Origin of the sequence: Microbacterium sp. NPDC087868 (assembly GCF_044900755.1) — a bacterium.
Taxonomy (GTDB): Bacteria; Actinomycetota; Actinomycetes; order Actinomycetales; family Microbacteriaceae; genus Microbacterium; species Microbacterium galbinum.
Genome location: NZ_JBJDNO010000003.1, coordinates 332898 through 350819, shown reverse-complemented (window position 1 = coordinate 350819; position 17922 = coordinate 332898). Strand labels below are relative to the sequence as shown.

Annotated in this window: 21 protein-coding genes and 1 tRNA gene; 20 read left to right on the top strand and 2 right to left on the bottom strand. The window is 68.3% G+C overall.

The window, feature by feature from the left end; all coding sequences use genetic code 11:
- Positions 1-24: 24 nt before the first annotated feature.
- Positions 25-153: a hypothetical protein gene (locus ACI2JZ_RS11915; RefSeq protein ID WP_404597673.1), complete on the top strand. Its 129-nt coding sequence runs from the start codon at positions 25-27 to the stop codon at positions 151-153.
- Here ACI2JZ_RS11915 and ACI2JZ_RS11910 read toward each other — a convergent pair.
- Entirely contained in the window at positions 148-390 is a 243-nt protein-coding gene (locus ACI2JZ_RS11910; RefSeq protein ID WP_404598125.1) for a hypothetical protein, read from the bottom strand. The two genes, ACI2JZ_RS11915 and ACI2JZ_RS11910, sit on opposite strands and share 6 nt — an antisense overlap.
- A gap of 30 nt (positions 391-420) precedes the next feature.
- Here ACI2JZ_RS11910 and ACI2JZ_RS11905 point away from each other — a divergent pair, with 30 nt between their 5' ends.
- The 11 genes from ACI2JZ_RS11905 (at position 421) to ACI2JZ_RS11855 (ending at position 11982) form a co-directional block, all read left to right on the top strand.
- Complete coding sequence (locus ACI2JZ_RS11905; protein ID WP_404598133.1) at positions 421-552, top strand: hypothetical protein; 132 nt, start codon at positions 421-423, stop codon at positions 550-552.
- A gap of 122 nt (positions 553-674) precedes the next feature.
- Positions 675-998: a hypothetical protein gene (locus tag ACI2JZ_RS11900; RefSeq protein ID WP_404597671.1), complete on the top strand. Its 324-nt coding sequence runs from the start codon at positions 675-677 to the stop codon at positions 996-998.
- Positions 995-3247, top strand: a complete 2253-nt coding sequence (gene glgX, locus ACI2JZ_RS11895; RefSeq protein WP_404597669.1) for a glycogen debranching protein GlgX — start codon at positions 995-997, stop codon at positions 3245-3247. The genes ACI2JZ_RS11900 and glgX overlap by 4 nt, the downstream gene beginning before the upstream one ends.
- Complete coding sequence (gene treY, locus ACI2JZ_RS11890) at positions 3244-5592, top strand: malto-oligosyltrehalose synthase (RefSeq protein ID WP_404597668.1); 2349 nt, start codon at positions 3244-3246, stop codon at positions 5590-5592. The genes glgX and treY overlap by 4 nt, the downstream gene beginning before the upstream one ends.
- A complete protein-coding gene (treZ, locus tag ACI2JZ_RS11885; RefSeq protein WP_404597666.1) occupies positions 5589-7373 on the top strand; it encodes a malto-oligosyltrehalose trehalohydrolase in 1785 nt (594 codons plus the stop codon). The genes treY and treZ overlap by 4 nt, the downstream gene beginning before the upstream one ends.
- A gap of 12 nt (positions 7374-7385) precedes the next feature.
- Positions 7386-8693, top strand: a complete 1308-nt coding sequence (locus tag ACI2JZ_RS11880; protein WP_404597664.1) for a cysteine desulfurase — start codon at positions 7386-7388, stop codon at positions 8691-8693.
- The gene (gene sufU / locus ACI2JZ_RS11875) at positions 8690-9148 is read left to right on the top strand and encodes a Fe-S cluster assembly sulfur transfer protein SufU (RefSeq protein ID WP_247623395.1); all 459 of its coding nucleotides are present in this window, start codon (positions 8690-8692) and stop codon (positions 9146-9148) included. The genes ACI2JZ_RS11880 and sufU overlap by 4 nt, the downstream gene beginning before the upstream one ends.
- A 45-nt stretch (positions 9149-9193) precedes the next feature.
- The gene (locus ACI2JZ_RS11870) at positions 9194-9850 is read left to right on the top strand and encodes an NADPH-dependent F420 reductase (protein ID WP_372491564.1); all 657 of its coding nucleotides are present in this window, start codon (positions 9194-9196) and stop codon (positions 9848-9850) included.
- Positions 9851-10014: 164 nt separating this feature from the next.
- Positions 10015-10629, top strand: coding sequence for a GntR family transcriptional regulator (locus ACI2JZ_RS11865; protein ID WP_404597663.1), 615 nt, complete (start codon positions 10015-10017; stop codon positions 10627-10629).
- 241 nt (positions 10630-10870) lie between these two features.
- Complete coding sequence (locus ACI2JZ_RS11860; RefSeq protein ID WP_404597662.1) at positions 10871-11116, top strand: hypothetical protein; 246 nt, start codon at positions 10871-10873, stop codon at positions 11114-11116.
- Positions 11113-11982: a hypothetical protein gene (locus ACI2JZ_RS11855; RefSeq protein ID WP_404597660.1), complete on the top strand. Its 870-nt coding sequence runs from the start codon at positions 11113-11115 to the stop codon at positions 11980-11982. Before ACI2JZ_RS11860 ends, ACI2JZ_RS11855 begins: the two co-directional genes overlap by 4 nt.
- Before the next feature lie 15 nt (positions 11983-11997).
- Here the strand turns inward: ACI2JZ_RS11855 and ACI2JZ_RS11850 are convergent, their stop codons facing one another.
- A complete protein-coding gene (locus tag ACI2JZ_RS11850; RefSeq protein WP_404597659.1) occupies positions 11998-12855 on the bottom strand; it encodes an SDR family NAD(P)-dependent oxidoreductase in 858 nt (285 codons plus the stop codon).
- A gap of 95 nt (positions 12856-12950) precedes the next feature.
- Between ACI2JZ_RS11850 and ACI2JZ_RS11845 the strand changes: the two genes are divergently transcribed.
- The 8 genes from ACI2JZ_RS11845 to ACI2JZ_RS11810 all read left to right on the top strand — a co-directional run bounded on the left by ACI2JZ_RS11845 (position 12951) and on the right by ACI2JZ_RS11810 (position 17918).
- Positions 12951-13544: an asparagine synthase gene (locus tag ACI2JZ_RS11845; protein WP_247623389.1), complete on the top strand. Its 594-nt coding sequence runs from the start codon at positions 12951-12953 to the stop codon at positions 13542-13544.
- Positions 13545-13609: 65 nt separating this feature from the next.
- Positions 13610-13682 (top strand) — tRNA-Arg (locus ACI2JZ_RS11840).
- Positions 13683-13894: 212 nt separating this feature from the next.
- Positions 13895-15586 (top strand): RHS repeat domain-containing protein, encoded by a 1692-nt coding sequence (locus tag ACI2JZ_RS11835; RefSeq protein ID WP_404597656.1) that lies wholly within the window; start codon positions 13895-13897, stop codon positions 15584-15586.
- Between the two features lie 478 nt (positions 15587-16064).
- Positions 16065-16277: a hypothetical protein gene (locus ACI2JZ_RS11830; RefSeq protein WP_404597655.1), complete on the top strand. Its 213-nt coding sequence runs from the start codon at positions 16065-16067 to the stop codon at positions 16275-16277.
- Between the two features lie 127 nt (positions 16278-16404).
- Positions 16405-16650: a hypothetical protein gene (locus ACI2JZ_RS11825; RefSeq protein WP_336640965.1), complete on the top strand. Its 246-nt coding sequence runs from the start codon at positions 16405-16407 to the stop codon at positions 16648-16650.
- Positions 16651-16732: 82 nt separating this feature from the next.
- Positions 16733-17110, top strand: a complete 378-nt coding sequence (locus ACI2JZ_RS11820; RefSeq protein WP_404597653.1) for a DUF6188 family protein — start codon at positions 16733-16735, stop codon at positions 17108-17110.
- 125 nt (positions 17111-17235) lie between these two features.
- Complete coding sequence (locus tag ACI2JZ_RS11815; protein WP_404597651.1) at positions 17236-17544, top strand: hypothetical protein; 309 nt, start codon at positions 17236-17238, stop codon at positions 17542-17544.
- A 134-nt stretch (positions 17545-17678) separates the two neighbouring features.
- The gene (locus tag ACI2JZ_RS11810) at positions 17679-17918 is read left to right on the top strand and encodes a hypothetical protein (protein ID WP_404597649.1); all 240 of its coding nucleotides are present in this window, start codon (positions 17679-17681) and stop codon (positions 17916-17918) included.
- The last annotated feature ends 4 nt before the right edge of the window (positions 17919-17922 follow it).

Here is a 17922-nt window from a genome sequence, read left to right as displayed (position 1 = left end):
GCTCGCGGCGTTCATCTACAGAACGTGCACTTCCGTACTCGATTCGGATCGCTCGCGACCAAGATCTTCGGCGCGACGGGAGCGCTCGCCATCGCGGCGCTCGGTCCCGTCCTGCTCCTCTACATGCTCGAGCATCCGTGGGGGTGGTCATGAGTGGTTTGGATCGGGCTGCGGATAACTTGACCATGGTCGTGACGACCCCGTCTTCGACGAGCGTGGCGGCGATCTTGACCCCGTTGCCGTCGGTGTAGCTGACGACCTCCTCGGCGAAAAGCTTCTCGAGTTGCGCGGTGTCTCCCTGACGAGCTGTTGAGCGCTCACGACGCTCACCACCACGCGGATCCACGTCTCCTGCACGATGTCCTCGGCATCCGACACACTGCCCAGCATCCGGTAGGCGACGCCGAAGAGGCGACGGCGATGAGCGTCGAAGGCCTCGAGCGCATCGTTCAGGCCGTCGGCGGGCGACAGCGCGTCGGGCATGGTCTCCTCTTCTCCACGGGGAGCGCGGTCGCTCCACCCGCTCTGACCGGACAGCGCGGCGATCTGTGACGCCGGGCGCGATGAAGAGAACTGCCGATGCTAACCGCTGGCCTACCGCTCTGGCAATGGCATTCTCCGATTCCCCGCGCGCGCCTATCGTCGACACCACAAACAGAATCACAGGAGCCCGCATGACTGCACAGACCCGCACATCCCCCGGCTCCGCATGCGGCGGTGACGAGCACGGACTCGTCCACTCGCCCGCCGCCGATATCCCGACGACCGCAGACGCTCCGAGCGAGGTCTCGTACGAGCGCGTCGACCCCGACCGCTACGTCGTGCTGCACGACGGCCCGGTCGGCTTCGTCGAGGTCGTGCCGCCCGTGTTCGTCTGCTACGTCGGCCACCCCTACGCCCAGGCGAGCGAGATCGCCCAGGTTCACGACTTCCATCGCGCCGTGGAGATCGTCGCCGAAACAGCCGCGTCACCGCGTGCGCCTAAGATCACGGCATGAGCCTCGAGATCTGGCCGGGAACGCCCTACCCCCTGGGGGCCACCTACGACGGACAGGGAACCAACTTCGCCCTCTTCAGCGAATGCGCCGAGAAGGTCGAGTTGTGCCTGTTCGACGCCGACGGCACCGAGCAGCGTGTGGAGCTGACCGAGGTCGATGCGTTCGTCTGGCACGGTTACCTGCCGGCGGTGCAGCCGGGGCAGCTCTACGGCTATCGCGTGCACGGCCCCTACGACCCCACCGAGGGTCAGCGGTTCAACCCGAACAAGCTGCTGCTCGACCCTTACGCCAAGGCCGTCGCGGGTCAAATCGACTGGGGGCAGTCGCTCTTCGGCTACGACTTCGGCGACCCCGACTCGCGCAACGACGAGGACTCCGCCGCGTCGATGGCGAAGGGCGTGGTCATCAACCCGTTCTTCGACTGGGCGGGCGACCGACTGCTCAAGACGCCCTACGCGCAGACCGTGATCTACGAGGCGCACGTGAAGGGCCTCACCGTTCAGCATCCCGACGTGCCCGACGACCTGCGCGGCACCTACGCGGGCATCGCGCATCCCGCCATCATCGACCACCTCGTGCGCCTCGGGGTGACGGCGATCGAGCTCATGCCGGTGCACCAGTTCGTGCACGATTCGGTGCTCCAGGACAAGGGCCTCACCAACTACTGGGGTTACAACACGCTCGCATTCTTCGCGCCCCACAACGACTACGCCTCGAACGGCCAGCAGGGTCAGCAGGTGCAGGAGTTCAAGGCGATGGTCCGCGCCCTCCACGCCGCGGGCATCGAGGTCATCCTCGATGTCGTCTACAACCACACCGCCGAGGGCAATCATCTGGGGCCGATGCTCTCGATGCGCGGGATCGACAACCGGGCGTACTACCGGTTGGAGGGGGACAAGCGGTACTACACCGACTACACCGGCACGGGCAACAGCCTCAACGCCGGCAGTCCGCACGCGCTGCAGCTGATCATGGACTCGCTGCGCTATTGGGTGACCGAGATGCACGTCGACGGGTTCCGCTTCGATCTCGCCTCGACCCTTGCTCGCGAGTTCTACGACGTCGACCGGCTGGCGGCGTTCTTCGAGCTCGTGCAGCAGGATCCGATCGTCTCGCAGGTGAAACTGATCGCCGAGCCGTGGGACGTCGGACCCGGCGGCTACCAGGTGGGCAATTTTCCGCCCCAGTGGACCGAGTGGAACGGCAAGTACCGCGACACGGTCCGCGACTTCTGGCGCGGAGAGCCGCAGGCGCTCGGCGAGTTCGCGTCGCGCCTGACCGGCTCGGCCGACCTCTACGAGCACTCCGGCCGTCGCCCCGTGGCCTCGATCAACTTCGTCACCGCGCACGACGGCTTCACCCTGCGCGACCTCGTGTCGTACGACGAGAAGCACAACGAGGCCAACGGCGAAGACAACAACGACGGCGAATCCCACAACCGCTCCGACAACAACGGGGTGGAGGGGCCGACCGACGACGCCGATGTCAACCGCCGCCGGGCGCGCCAGCAGCGCAACTTCCTGGCCACGCTGCTGCTCTCGCAGGGCGTGCCGATGATCGCGCACGGCGACGAGTTGGGCCGCACGCAGGGCGGCAACAACAACGGCTACGCGCAGGACAACGAGATCACCTGGGTCGATTGGGATGCCGCCGACCGGCCCCTGATCGAGTTCACCGCATCCGTCGCCCGACTGCGGCACGAGCATCCGACGTTCCGACGCAGCCGCTTCTTCGACGGGCGCCCCGTGCGCGACGAAGACGGCGAGCGCGTGCCCGACGTCGTCTGGCTGCGGCCGGACGGACGCCCGATGAAGCCCGAGGACTGGGACTCCGGATTCGGACTCTCGGTCGGCATGTTCCTCAACGGCTACGGCATCCGCGAGAAGGACGTGCGCGGGCGCCCCGTCACCGACGTGAACTTCCTCGTCTACTTCAACAGCGGGGATGCCGCGGTCGACGCCGTTCTGCCGCCGGCCCGGCTCGCGAAGGGCTGGGAGATCGTCGTCGACACGGCGGGTCAGTCGATCGAGGGCGCGACCCTGCGTCCGCGCGACGACCTCATTCTCGAGGCCCAGTCGCTGCTCGTGCTGCGCGAGCGCCCCGAGGCGGAGATCGACACCGATGACTCCGTCGAGGCATCTCTGCGCGCGCAGACCGAGCACGTCGAGGCGGTCGAGGCGGCTGCGGCTGCATCCGCCGCCGAGGCCGAGGACGCTCCGACCGAGGCACCGGACGAGGAGAACCCGTGACCCGTCGCCCCCTCTCGACGTACCGCCTGCAGATCACCTCGCGCCTCACGCTCGACGAGGCGGCGCGCGTCGCGCCGTACCTCACCGCGCTCGGTGCGGACTGGGCGTATCTCTCGCCGTTGCTCGCCGCGACTCCGGGATCCGACCACGGCTACGACGTCGTCGATCACTCGCGCGTCGATCCGAGCCGCGGGGGAGCGGAAGGACTCGAGCGCTTCGCGGCCGCGGCGCACGGAGCGGGCCTGGGCATCCTGATCGACACGGTCCCGAACCACATGGGGGTCGGCGTTCCGCGCGCGAACCCGTGGTGGTGGGATGTGCTGCGCCTCGGTCGATCGTCGTCGCACGCGGTCGCGTTCGACATCGACTGGCGACGGGGCGACGACCGGGTGCGCCTCCCGATCCTCGGCGCGGCGCCCGCCGACGTGGTGGCGTCGGGCGACCTCGTGGTCGATACGACTCCGCAGACGGATGCTCCGGACGGCACCCTCTCCTACTTCGAGCACGTTCTCCCGCTGGCCCCCGGCACGGCCGCGCTCGCCGACGATCTGCCGGCCCTGCTCGCCGCGCAGCACTACGAGCTGCGGTTCTGGGAGGACCAGAACACCGAACTCAACTACCGGCGGTTCTTCGCGGTGCCCGAGCTCGCCGGCATCCGTGTCGAGCTCCCCGATGTCTTCGCGGCGTCGCACCGCGAGATCGTCCGGTGGATCACCGAGGGCCTCGCCGACGGGCTCCGGGTCGACCACCCCGACGGCCTGTCGGATCCGGGCGGCTACCTCGAGAGCCTGGCGGATGCGACGGGCGGGGCGTACGTGCTCGTCGAGAAGATCCTCGAGCCGGGCGAGGCGCTGCCCGACTGGTGGCGCACCGACGGCACCACGGGGTACGACGCCCTGGGTGAGATCGACCGCGTGCTCATCGACCCGGCCGGTGTCGCGGCGCTCGACGCCCTCGACTCCCGTCTGCGTGCCGACACCGGCCTGCCCGAGGCGGAGTCGTGGCACGACCTGACGCACACGACGAAGCGGATGATCGCCGAGACGATCCTGCAGTCCGAGGTGCGACGCCTCGTTCGCAGCCTGCCGTTCGGCATCGTCGACGCGGATGACGCGCTCACCGAGATCGTGGCGTGCTTCCCGCTGTATCGCCCGTATCTGCCCGCGGGGCGCGAGCACCTGGACCGGGCGTTGGCCGAGGCCTCCCGGCGCCGACCGGATCTCGCGGGGTCGATCGCCGAACTCGCCCCGCTCCTCGCCGACACGGCGCTCGAGATCGCCGACCGCTTCCCGCAGCTGAGCGGCGCGGTGATGGCGAAGGGCGTGGAGGACACGGCGTTCTACCGCTACACCCGCCTCGGTACCCTGACCGAGGTCGGCGGCGACCCGTCGATCGCGGCGCTGACCCCGGCCGAGTTCCACGCGGCTCAGCAGGACCGCCTCGCCGCCTGGCCGCACTCGATGACGACGCTCTCGACGCACGACACCAAGCGCTCCGAAGACGTGCGGGCGCGGCTGTCGGTCCTCGCCGAGATGCCGCAGCGCTGGGCCGATGTGCTCGCCGATCTGCGCGCGATCGCATCGACCGGTCACGGTCCCCTCGACTCGCTGCTGTGGCAGGCGGCGGTCGGCGCCTGGCCGATCACCTCCGAACGTCTGCGCGACTACGGCCTCAAGGCCGCGCGCGAGGCGGCCGAGTCGACGACCTGGCAGCACCCCGACGAGGACTTCGAGCGGGGCGTGATCGCCATCGCGGATGCCGCGAACGGAGCCGCCCGCGAGACGCTCGAGGGGTTCGTCGCCGAGATCACCGGCTTCGGTCGGTCGAACTCGCTGTCGGCCAAGCTGCTCCAGCTCACCGGTCCCGGCGTGCCCGACGTCTATCAGGGCAGCGAACTGTGGGATCTGTCGCTCGTCGACCCCGACAACCGACGCCCGGTCGACTTCGCCGCGCACGCGCAGCTGCTCGGCGCGCTCGACACCGACGTGGCGCACGGGCTCCTCCCGGCGGTCGACGGCACGGGTCTCGCCAAGATGCTGGTCACCTCGCGCGCCCTCCGGTTGCGCCGCGACCACTCCGAGCTGTTCACCCGCTACCGTCCGGCCGAGGTCGTGGGCGACGCGTCCGCCCACGCCGTCGCGGTCGACCGCGGCCGCGTCACCGTCGTCGCGACCCGCTTGCCCGTAGGTCTCGCGGCCCGTGGCGGCTGGGGCGACACGCTCCTGATGCGCCCCGACAGTGCGGCCACCGATGTGCTCACCGGCCGCCGCATCGACCCGGGCCCCGTGCGCCTGGCCGAGCTGCTCGACACCTATCCCGTCGCCCTGCTGATGGAGGCACGATGATCGAGGTCTGGGCGCCGCGGGCGCAGCGACTGCGGCTGCGCCGCTGGGCGGATGCCGCGGCATCCGCCCACGACACCGAGCTGGCCTCGGCATCCGACGGCTGGTGGCGCGCCGACGTGGCGCTCGCCGAGGGCGACCGCTACGGCTTCGTGATCGATGACGCCGACGAAGCCCGCCCCGACCCGCGCTCGCGTCGTCAGCCCGACGGCGTGCACGGCCCGTCGGCGGCATTCGACGCGTCGACCTTCGCCTGGACGGATGCCGCGTGGACCGGCCGCCCCCTCGCGGGCGGCGTGATCTACGAGCTGCACGTCGGCACGATGACCCCCGACGGCACCCTCGACGCGCTGATCGAGCGGCTCGACCACCTCGTCGACCTCGGCGTCACGCACATCGAGCTGCTGCCGGTGAACGCCTTCAACGGCCTCTGGAACTGGGGCTACGACGGCGTGCTCTGGTATGCGGTGCACGAGCAGTACGGCGGCCCGCGCGCCTACCAGCGGTTGGTGGATGCCGCGCACGCCCGCGGTCTCGCCGTCATCCAGGACGTCGTGTACAACCACCTCGGTCCGAGCGGCAACTACCTGCCCGAGTTCGGTCCGTATCTGCGCGACGGTCAGCGCAACACATGGGGCGACTCGATCGACCTCGATGAGCCGGCGGTGCGCGAGTACATCATCGAGAACGCGCTGATGTGGCTGCGCGACTTCCACGTCGACGGGCTCCGCCTCGACGCGGTGCACGCGCTGCACGACGAGCAGCCCGTGCACATCCTGCAGGAGCTGGCCGAGCGGGTCGATGCGCTGTCGGCGCATCAGCAGCGGCCGCTCACTCTGATCGCCGAGTCGGACCTCAACGACCCCACGCTCATCCTCCCGCGCGAGGCGGGCGGCTACGGGCTCACGGCGCAGTGGTCCGACGACTGGCATCACGCCGTGCACGTGGCCCTGACCGGTGAGACGGCGGGCTACTACGAGGACTTCGCCGCGGCGGATGCCGTCGCCAAGGTCACCCGCGGAGGGTTCTTCCACGACGGCACGTTCTCGTCGTTCCGTGGGCGTCCGCACGGCCGACCGGTCCCCGACACCGTCCCCGCCTGGCGACTGGTGACCTTCGCCCAGGACCACGACCAGATCGGCAACCGTGCGGCGGGCGACCGGCTCTCGCAGACGCTGTCGCCGGGGAGGCTCGCGGTCGCGGCCGTGCTCACCCTCACCGCTCCCGGAACTCCCATGCTCTTCATGGGAGAGGAGTGGGGAGCCTCCACGCCCTGGCAGTTCTTCACCTCGCACCCCGAGCCCGATCTCGGGCGCGCGACCGCCGAGGGCCGCATCGCCGAGTTCGCCCGCATGGGCTGGGACCCCGATCAGGTGCCCGACCCGCAGGACCCGGAGACCTTCGAGCGCTCGCACCTCGACTGGGCCGAACTCGACCGGCCCTCGCATGCCGGACTGTACGCGCTGTACCGCGATCTGATCGCGCTGCGCCGCGCCCGACCCGAACTCACCGACCCCGATTCGTCGCGCAACCGCGTCACGGTCGAGGTGAGCGCGGACTCGGCAGGCAACGCGCCCGACGCCCGTGTCTACCGGATCGACCGCGGTGCGCTGGCGGTGCTGGTGAACCTGTCGCCCGAGCCCGCGTCCTTCGCGGTCGGCGCCGGTGACGAGGTGCTCCTGGCGACGGGCGAGGCGCGCATCGTCGACGGAGAGATCACGGTCCCGTCCGAATCGGCGGCCGTCGTCGCTCCCCCCGAGGGCCCGGAGGCCGTCTCGGGGTGAGAAGCTAGAAGGATGAGCACGTCGTCCCTCACCGCCCCGGCCACCCCGCTGAGCGACGACGAGGTGCGTCGGCTGCGCAGGGACTTCCCGATCCTCGCGAGCACGGTGAACGGGCATCCGCTCGCCTATCTCGACTCGGGCGCGACCTCGCAGCGGCCCTTCGCGGTGCTCGACGCCGAGCGCGAGTTCGCGACCACGTTCAACTCCGCCGTGCACCGCGGAGCGCACACCCTCGCCGCCGAGGCCACCGAGCTCTTCGAGGACGCCCGGGCCACGGTCGCCCGCTTCATCGGGGCCGACGACGACGAGATCGTCTGGACCTCGAACGCCACCGAGGCGCTGAACCTCGTCGCCTACTCTCTCTCGAACGCTTCGATCGGGCGCGGAGGAGCGGCGGCCGAGCCCCTGCGACTGCGGACGGGCGACGAGATCGTCACGACCGAGATGGAGCACCACGCCAACCTCATCCCGTGGCAGGAGCTCGCCGCGCGCACCGGCGCGACCCTGCGCGTGATCCCGCTCGACGACGACGGGGCGCTGCGCCTCGACACCCTTGCCGAGCACATCACGGACCGTGCGAAGCTCGTCGCCGTCACCCACGTCTCGAACGTGCTCGGCGTGATCAACCCCGTCGAGCAGGTGATCGCCCGCGCCCGCGAAGTCGGTGCGCTCGTGATGCTCGACGCCTGCCAGTCGGCCCCGCACCTACCGCTCGACGTGCGCGCCCTCGACGTCGACTTCGCCGTGCTCTCCGGCCACAAGATGCTCGGACCCACCGGTGTCGGCGCGCTCTACGGCCGCCGCGAGCTGCTCGAGATCATGCCGCCGTTCCTCACCGGCGGCTCGATGATCACCACCGTCACCACCACCGAGGCCGAGTACATGGCTCCGCCCCAGCGCTTCGAGGCCGGCACGCAGCGGGTCTCGCAGGCGATCGCGCTCGCCGCAGCGGTCGACTACCTGACCGAGATCGGGATGCCGCGGATCGCCGCCCACGAGGCCCAGCTCGGCGTGCGCCTGCTCGACGGACTCGGCGCGATCGATGGTGTGCGAGTGCTCGGCGCGGGCATCGCCCTGCCGCGCGTGGGGCTCGCGAGCTTCGACGTCGCCGGCATCCATTCGCACGATGTCGGCCAGTTCCTCGACGACCGCGGCATCGCCGTGCGCGTCGGCCACCACTGCGCCCAGCCGCTGCATCGCCGCCTGGGCGTGACCTCGTCGACGCGGGCCAGCACCTACCTCTACACGACCGACGCCGAGGTGGATGCCGTGATCGACGGCGTCGCCGCGGCCATCGACTTCTTCGGAGCACGCTCATGACGTCCGGCGACCTGCAGAACCTCTACCAGGAGCTCATCCTCGACCACTCGCGCACGCCGCACGGCTTCGGCCTGCGGGGCGAGATCCTGGCGCAGTCGCACCAGGTCAATCCGACCTGCGGCGACGAGGTCACCGTGCAGGTGCACCGCGCGGCTGACGGATCGATCGAGGCGATCGCCTGGGAGGGGCACGGCTGCGCGATCTCGCAGGCGTCCGCGTCGCTGCTCGCCGAGCTCGCCGAAGGGCTCTCGGTCGACGATCTCGACGTGCGCATCGCGGCCTTCCGCGAGGCGATGCGCTCGCGCGGAAAGATCGAGCCCGACGAGGAGCTGCTCGGCGATGCCGCGGCTCTCGGCGGGGTGTCGAAGTACGTGGCGCGCGTGAAGTGCGCGATGCTCGCGTGGGTCGCCGCGGAGGATGCCCTGCAGAAGTCGACGCTGTCACCCTCGGCCTAGGGCGCGCCGACGTCATCCGGGGACTTCTCGGAATACCGGCGGGCGGTGGGCGTTGGCCCCTGCATGACCACTATCGGAATCATCGGTGCAGGACACATCGGCGCTCAGGTCGCTCGCGCGGCCGTCGCCACCGGCTACGACGTCGTGATCGCGAATTCGCGCGGACCCGAGACCCTCACGGATCTCATCGACGAGCTGGGCCCGAAGGCGAAGGCGGCGACCGCGGTCGACGCGGGCGCGGAGGGCGATGTCGTCGTGGTGACGGTGCCGCTCAAGGCGATCGGTGACGTGCCGGTCGAACCGCTCGCCGGCAAGATCGTGCTCGACACGAACAACTACTACTTCGAGCGCGACGGCCACATCGACGCACTCGACAAGGGCGAGACCACGACCTCCGAGATCGTGCAGGCGCACCTGCCCACCTCGCGCATCGCCAAGGCGTTCAACCACATCATGGCCGCCGACATCACGTCCGACGGAACCCCGGCCGGTACGCCGGACCGCCGCGCGCTCGCGACCGCGGGCGACGACGAGGCCGTCGCGTTCGTCACGAAGTTCTACGATGAGATCGGATTCGACACCGTGAACATCGGACCCCTCAGCGAGTCGTGGCGGGTCGAGCGCGATCGCCCGGCGTACGTCGTGCGGCAGAACGCGGCCGAGCTCGAGGCGAACCTGGCGAAGGCGAATCGCCTGCCCTGAGTCGAGATCGATTTCACGATGGGGGACGGATGCCGCGGCATCCGTCCCCTTCTCATTCAGGTGAATATTCTCGCCCTGGGATACCAAAGTTGGCGATTTCGCTCTGCGAGTGCAAGACTGCCGGAATGACGGGGGCGGGGGCTACCGAACTGGAGTCGGTGCGAGTGACGCGCATACTGCGCGATGACATCGTGCTGGGTCGGCGCGCCCCGGGTTCGCGACTCGTCGAGCGCGACATCGCCGCCGAGCTGCACGTCTCGCGGCTGCCGGTGCGCGAAGCCATCCGCGTTCTCGTGTCGGAGGGCGTCGTCGTCGCACGACCGCGCACGTGGGCCGTGGTGCGCGAGTTCACGCACCAGGACATCCAGGACTTCGCCGAGGTGCGCGAGGCGATCGAGACCCTGATCTTCGTGTTCGCCGCCGAGCGCCACGACGAGGACGGCATCGAGCGCATCCGCCTCGCCTACGAGCGTGAGATGGCGGCGGCCCTCGCGGGCGATGCCGAAGGTGCGCGGATCGCGGCGGGCGAGTTCCACGAGATCGCCGCGCGCCTCGCCGGCAACGACATGCTCAACGAGCTGATCAGCGTCTTCCTCACGCGGCTGCAGTGGTTGTTCGGTCAGCACGACGACCTTCTGGCGATGGCGGAGGAGCACCGCATCATTCTCGAGGCGATCGAGGCCCGCGATTCGGACGCCCTGCGCACGCTGATCCCGCAGCACCTCGCGAGCGGGCGGCTCGCGGCCGAGCGGCGGTTGGCGCGCGGCGTCGAGGTCTGAGGGGCGGGCTGGTCCGTTCGGTGCCGGTGCCGGTGCCGGTGCCGGTGCGGTGCGGTCTGCGTGCGTGGCACTAACTCAGGACAACCGGCCCCTGAAATCGTTATCTTCGCTCTCTGGGCCCGGATCCGGCCCGTTCTTCCTGAGTTAGTGCACGCCGGTCCGCCGCACTTCGCCCTCACACCGCCCCGGCACACCGCTATATTGGCCCTGTTGGGTGTGTTCGCGTTCTCTGGGGAGCGGTATGCGAGGCGTAGCCGTCGTCGTCGGGGGTCTGTTGTTGATCGGGGGAGCGACGATCGTCGTGCTCGCCGACCAACAGCGTGCGGCCGAGGTCGCCCAGCTCCACGAGCGCGTCGAGCAGACCACCGAGCGTCTCGACGACATCGGTGACGACAACGTCGGCCTCGCCGCACGGCTCACGGCCCTGCGCTCGCAGATCGCCGAGCAGGATGCCGAGCTCACCGACACCACGGGATTCATGCAGTGATCCGGCGCGCGATGGCGGTGACGATCGCTGCGGCGATCCTGGTGGGCGGCGCCGTGGTCGATCGGGCCGCCGCTCTCGAGGCGGAGCGCGCCGAGACGGTCGCCGAACTGATCGCCGTGACCGAGCAGGCGAACACCTCTGCCGCGCGCACCGCCTATCTCGAAGGGGCCGTCGAACGCGCCGAGGAGGATGCCGCCGACCGCGACGCGGTGCTCGAGGTGCGCCCCGCCTTCGTCGATGAGATCGCCGCTCTCTCCACGGCGTTGGAGGGCGCGGACGGCAAGGTCGACACGGCGGCGCACCGGGCATCCGCTCTGAATACGCAGCAGACGGTGCTCGCCGAGCGGTCGGATCCCGCGGTGGTCGTCGCGGCCACCGCCACTGTTCACGCGCTCACCGAGAAGGTGGGCGAGGAGGTCTCCGACTGGCAGGCGGCGCAGATCGTCACCGCGGGTCCGGCCGGGCCGGCCTGGAGCACGAGCGGACCCGACGGGTACGCGCGCGTGCGCGCCGCCCTCAACCAGGTGGGCGGGGCGGGCGTGGGCCTGTACGAGTCGTCGTCGTGCGCGGGCGGCACGGCCCCGGCCTGCGCGAACAGCGGCGGCTACATCAAGTACCGCGCCGACATCGCGAACTGGAGCACCGGGCGCCTGCAGTGGGCGATGGCGCACGAGCTCGCGCACATCTACCAATTCCAGGTGTGGGGCGCGCTCAACGCTTCGGGCTCGTACCAGTCGATGTTCGGGGGAGACCCCGAGTTCCTGGCCAACTGCATGGCCGTCGTGCGCGGGTACCCGGGCGATGTCGGGTGCAACGGCGATCAGCAGGCGTGGGCGTCGGGCATCTGGGTCGGCGCGGTGGGCTGACGGCCGGTCGCTGGCTCAGTCGATGGGTGTCGTCGTGTCGATGGCCTCGCGCAGCGGCCCGCGCATGACGCGCCAGTACCCGTTGGGGGAGAGGCGCGTGAGCACGTCGATGAGCCGGGCCTCGCGGCCGATCATGGTGCGCGCCCGGCGATGGACGGTCGCGCGCACGATGCGCGCCGCGGCATCCGCGGGTTCGGTGTGGTACATCGCGGCCTGTGCGGCGGCGGCCCGATCGGCGATGGCCGGCGGGATCGCGGCGGCGTACCGACCGTGCAAGATGATGCCCGTACGCACGCCCGCCGGATACACCGCGCCGACCGACACCGTGCTGCCCTCGAGCTCGTGCCGCAGGGCCTCGGAGAACCCGCGCACGGCGTACTTGCTCAGCGCGTAGGGGATGCGACCGGCCGGTGCGGCGAGGGCGTAGACGCTCGCGAGGTGCGTGATGTGGGCGGCGGGGGCGCGGCGCAGCGCGGGCAGGAGCGCCTTCGTGATCGACACGGTGCCCCAGAGGTTCACGTCGGTGAGCCAGCGCATCTCCTCCATCGTGAGCTGGTCGATGTCGCCGAGCATCGACGACCCGGCGCAGGTGATGAGCGCGGTGATCCGAGGATGGGCGGCGGTGATGTCGGATGCCGTCGCGAACACCGCGTCGTCGTCGCGAAGGTCGACCACGTGGATGGTGACGGGTGGGGCGCTCGGGTTGCGCGGACCGGCGAGTTCGGTCGAGAGGGCCTGCAGCGCCTCGGCGTTGTGGTCGATGAGGGCGAGGTGCGCGCCGGCGGCCGCAAGCTGGCGGGCGACCTCGGCCCCCATGCCGCTGGCCGCGCCGGTGATGACGGTCGTGCTTCCGGGCAATGTCAGTGGCCGCATGCATACTCCTCGAGGGCGAGCCGAGCGGGCTCTTGCCCATTCTGGCCGAGGCTGCGCGCGGGCGATACGGGTACGCTCGAAGGGAGGAGGTTCCGGTGGGACGAACAGCGGATGCCATCGCCGAAGGCGTCGCGATCGCGACCGCTGCGGCGCGCCTCGCGATCAAGAACCACATCCTCGTCGGGACGATCGCCGAGGACGGGATCTTCGACACCGAGAAGTACATCGCCGACGCCCGTGAGGCGTTGCGAGCGATGGCCGAGGAGTCCGAGGCTGCGGCCGCGAACGTCACCGCCCTGCGCAAGCGGGCGCGTGGTCGGCACTCCGATCCGCGCGGCACGCACGACTACCGTGACCGCGATGTGCGCAATCTTCGACGGCGGGCGAAGCAGTCGAGCGGTGTCGCCGCGAAGCTGCGCGAGATGATGGACGACCCCGAGCAGCTCGGCGCGATGGTCGAAGAGGCACGCGAGGGTGCGTGGTCCGACGTGCGGCACAACCTCGACCGTCGACTGCGCGTCGAGGGCATGCGTCCCGATCAGGATCCTGACTACTCCCGCATGCGCGAGGCGCGGATGCAGGCGCTGCGGCTCGTCGATCTGCAGGCGCTGTCGTCGTTGCAGCGCGCCAAGGCGAAGCGCAAGAAGAAGGAGAAGGACGCCGAGAAGGAGTCCGCCGAGACCGCCTGAGGGGCTCGTTTCGCTTTCGCGTCGAGTCTCATGTAGGCTATTCCACGGCCCGCTGAGCGGGCTGGGCGCCCGTAGCTCAATGGATAGAGCATCTGACTACGGATCAGAAGGTTAGGGGTTCGAGTCCCTTCGGGCGCACAGCAGATGAAACCCCCGTCGCGAGAGCGGCGGGGGTTTTCTCGTCCCCGGGGAGTGTCTCGCCCCCGCACAACTTCGGAGTTGTGGCGCGACGCGCCGGTGGCGGCATCCGTTCGTGCGGTGTGTCGAATCGGATCTCCGAAGTTGTGCCGGGGGAGGAGTGTCTTGTGGGGGACCCTTCGACAAGCTCAGGGACCCAGTCTCTTCACCTGGTGGCTCAGCCTCTGCACTGGGTCGCTGAGCCTGTCGAAGGATCCCGCCCCGCACGAATTCGAAATTCGCGACGGATAAACGCCCGCACCCGATATACCAAAATGCCAAAAGCGGCGGGCGGGGAAAGTGCTCGTGCTACGTCGTGGGATGTCACGGGCGCCGAGGCGGGGGATTCTCATCTGACGGCAGAGTTCAACGCCGCCGGTCAGCTCACGTCGACCAAGACGACGGGTGCGAATGCGGGTTCTGCGTCGTACTCGTTCGATGGTGCGGGTAATCGGCCGTCTCAGACGGTGAATGGCGTTCCGACGTCGTTTGGTCATGATGCGGCGGGGCGGTTGTTGTCGACGCAGACGGAGGGGCGGTCGACGTCGTATGCGTATGACGGTTTGGATCGTCGGACGTCGGTGACGGATGAGACGGCGTTCGGGTCGGATACGACCGGGACGACGTGGGATGGTCTTGATCCGGTTGCGACGGATAGCGGGTTGCACGGGGCGACGGAGTTGTTGCGGGATCCGACGGGTGAGGTCGTGTTCCAGTCGGGTGCGTACGACGATGCGTGGGTGTTGGGTGATGCGCGTAATGCGACGGCGACGGCGGATGCTGGGGGCCGGATCACGGATCTCGTGGATTACGCGGACTTCGGTGCTGCCGGGTTCGAGTCCACGGGGTGGGCGTCGTTGGTCGGTAATGACGGGCAGCCGGGTGATGCGACTCTCCGGCTGGATCATTACTACGCCCGTGACTACGACACCGCGACCGGGTCGTGGGTGCAGCCGGATGAGTGGCGCGGTCTGCTGGTGCGCCCGCAGTCGTTGAACCGGTTCGCGTATGTCGAGAACTCGCCCGTGGCGTTCAGTGACCACCTTGGGTATGCCTCGAAGAAGGGTGGATTTGCGGCGGGGTTCGGCAACACCAACGTGAAGAAGTCGACGACGAAGGGCGGGCTCGCTGCCGCATCCGCGGCGATGAACATGAATTCATTGGCTAACTCGGTCTCGAAGGTGGTGAAGTCGCTGCCCAAGGGCAAGGTCTCGAACCCGTCGGGTGAGTCGGATGACTGGACCGCAGCGAGCCACCCGCCGTGTGTTTACTCGTATGAAACCTGTGCGGGCCCCGTGCCTTTGTCGTCCCAGGGTGGGCCGTTCTCCGCAAGTCCATGGACATCGGAACAATGGGCCGCGGCCGGTTGGATCGTCGGTGGTGCGCTTCTTGTCGGGCTCGGAATCGCGTGTATTGCCGCCACAGCAGGCATCTGCGGCGCAACGATTCTCGCATCGGCAGGTGCCGTCGCTGTGACGAGCGCAGGCACGACCGCCGCCGCCGGCGCCGTCTCGATTTCCGCAGGAACGATCCTCGGCGGCGTTGCAATCGTCGGCGGGGCAGCCGCGGTGGGCGACGGCGCCCAAACGATGTTCAACGAAACGCCGAGCGGCAATGACGCTAACGCAGGTGGATCGAGGCCTTCGTCGCCGAACCAGCTCAATCAACAAATCAATCGAGGTCAAGCTCCCTCCGGCATCCGACGAGTCGACACAGGTAAGGTGACGGGCGACCAGCAGCACGTCCATTTCTCGAACGGAGCGGCTTTGAACGTCGACGGCACGTGGAAGCACGGTGTGGCGAACTTGACGCGTGACCAGATCGCCTGGTTGCAGCGGAACGGATGGGTGATTCCACGTGGCTAATTCGCGAGTCCTCGAATGGATTGCTCATGCGAGCGATGAGCTGAACCAGTCCCGAGGGACTTTCGTCAGTGCCCACGCTGACGAAATCTCCGGCGTGGACGTCATGTCACGAGTCGCGGTTCTCGACCTCTTTTCGCTTGTAGCGCGAAATCGTCCCTCTTCGTCGCATGCGCGGCTCGCCCTTCCGTACGGGTACTCGTCCGACGTCGACACCAACTTGCCTGACCTAGCAATGCCAGCACGAGACACGTCAGACGAGCCACCGTCGATCTACTTGTTTGCGGATAGATTCTTCTCGTTCCCCAGCGATCGAGAAGAATATCGATGCCCCTACCCTCGGACACCATGGGGCGACTCGTACTCCGCCGAGTACGTTTGCTCGCGCTCCATGCGGGATCGCGCGCTCAGTTGGGAGTTTTCACGGACGGTGTGGGTGCGCCACGCCGGGAGCGGGGAGTGAAATCAACGTGCAAGTCGGTTGTGCTGGCTGGCACAGTCGGAGGCATCCGATGGTGAGACGAACGCGTACGGCTATGACGAGGCGGGTCAGGCGATCGATCTCATCTACGAATCGGGATACGAAGAAGAGCTCATCGAAGTCGTCGGCAGGCTCGATGAGATCGGCGACCTCGTCGATGGAGTGGTCTCGAAAGCGGAGATCGACTACCTCGCGCGCTTGATCGGGATGTAGCGCCACATGAAGCATGACGAACGAACTTGGGGCGATCTGGATGCGGGGACTCGCGTCATAATCTGCGGGGTTCATCGTCTTCTCTTTGAGGGCTCCGATTCGGAGCCTGTGGAGGGGGAAGGTGCGAATGAACGAGGACCGGACGACGCTGAAGATCTCCGTAACGGAGGGAAGCTCGTCTGAGATTGGGTTCGAGCCGATCGGGACGTCGTTCGTTGTGGAGGGGGGAGATTGGTTGACGCTGGAGCTTCCCGTGAGTGCTATGGCCGGTGTCGAGATCGTCGTGTGGCCAAACGGAGTCGCGGTGTGGGTGCCCTTGCCCGGCGACTATCTGGTGCGCGACTCCTCCGGGAACGAACTGGATCGCCTGTGAGGGTCGCGATCACGGAGGGTGCGTCTGGCGTGCATGCCGCGCAATCCCATCGCGCCTACGACCTGCTTGAGAGGTGGTGACAGTGGAGATCGACATTCGAGCACGTCGAATAGATGCGATCGATACACAACAGGGCGTGACCCTCGTGCTATCCGGACGAGCCGCCATCCGCATTGAATGCCCTTTCGAGCTCGCAGAATCAGCGGTCGCGTCGACGATGATCGATCCTGAGAACCTCGGTGCCGACCTGCGACTCGGGGTGATTCTCCACGGCCGAGTGATCGAAGCAGCCACCGCTGACGAAGAAACCGGAAAGCTCTCGATCAGGCTCGTCGGCGGTCTTGCTCTCACGGTCGCGCCAGATCCTCGCTTCGAAGCCTGGTCGGCGGGCTGGTCGGACGGATCGATGGTCGTCGCACTTCCGGGCGGTGGGGTGAGCTCCTGGGGTGCGCGGAGATGATGCCCCAGCTCCGGCTCGTTCCTGCGAGCCACGTAGGGGGACGAGACGGAATGTCTCTACTGTTTCGAACACGACTTCCCTCCGGCGGTGGTGCAGTGGTTGCTGGAGAGAGGGAGGAGAGCACTGTGAATGCTTCGACCCGTGGTGCGCGGTTTCTCGAGATCGTCGGCGGACTCCTGCTCATGTTCATTCGCGGCATCCTGTTGTGGCTGGTCATCCCCATCGCGTTTCTGGCCTGGGTCCTCGTGCACGGTTGGGCGCAGCACACCCGGTTGCGGCATGCGCTCGCTTCGTACGACTTCAACACTGTGTCGCTCCTGATGAACGGTCCTCTCCGACTCATGTTTCGGGCCGAACAGCGACCGCCTTTCGTCGGTGTCTCTCATATGGGGAAGGGCGAGTGGCATCGAGTCAGCCTGAACGACTTGCTCTAGTTCAGCCTGGAGTAGCGCGGGATCTGTCGAAGTCGCGTCATGATTCGTGCGCTCGGTCGTCTCTTCAGTGGAGTGGCGGACGCCGCAACGCAGGGCTGCGAACGCTAGGCGCGTTCAAGGTGATCGGAGGAAGAGTGAGCGCCCGCAGGCGAAACGCGTATCGGTGGTTGAACCTCCTCCTGTTCTTCGCGGGGGTCGCGCTGATGGCGCTCGCGTACTGGCTGGATGTCCGCGATGGAGTTCCGACTACGAGGCGGGAAGACCAACCGTTCGAGGTCACCGTGGCCGGCGGCCTCGGCATCATCGCGCTGGGAAACGGGCTCTACAGATTCTGGAAGAGCTTCAAGAGCGATGACGAACAAACGAAGGGGTGAGGGG

Coding starts and splice junctions, on each gene's coding strand:
- ACI2JZ_RS11910 (WP_404598125.1), bottom strand. CDS start 390: ATGCTGGGCAGTGTGTCGGATGCCGAGGACATCGTGCAGGAGACGTGG.
- ACI2JZ_RS11905 (WP_404598133.1), top strand. CDS start 421: ATGAGCGTCGAAGGCCTCGAGCGCATCGTTCAGGCCGTCGGCGGGCGA.
- ACI2JZ_RS11900 (WP_404597671.1), top strand. CDS start 675: ATGACTGCACAGACCCGCACATCCCCCGGCTCCGCATGCGGCGGTGAC.
- glgX (WP_404597669.1), top strand. CDS start 995: ATGAGCCTCGAGATCTGGCCGGGAACGCCCTACCCCCTGGGGGCCACC.
- treZ (WP_404597666.1), top strand. CDS start 5,589: ATGATCGAGGTCTGGGCGCCGCGGGCGCAGCGACTGCGGCTGCGCCGC.
- ACI2JZ_RS11880 (WP_404597664.1), top strand. CDS start 7,386: ATGAGCACGTCGTCCCTCACCGCCCCGGCCACCCCGCTGAGCGACGAC.
- sufU (WP_247623395.1), top strand. CDS start 8,690: ATGACGTCCGGCGACCTGCAGAACCTCTACCAGGAGCTCATCCTCGAC.
- ACI2JZ_RS11860 (WP_404597662.1), top strand. CDS start 10,871: ATGCGAGGCGTAGCCGTCGTCGTCGGGGGTCTGTTGTTGATCGGGGGA.
- ACI2JZ_RS11850 (WP_404597659.1), bottom strand. CDS start 12,855: ATGCGGCCACTGACATTGCCCGGAAGCACGACCGTCATCACCGGCGCG.
- ACI2JZ_RS11825 (WP_336640965.1), top strand. CDS start 16,405: ATGAACGAGGACCGGACGACGCTGAAGATCTCCGTAACGGAGGGAAGC.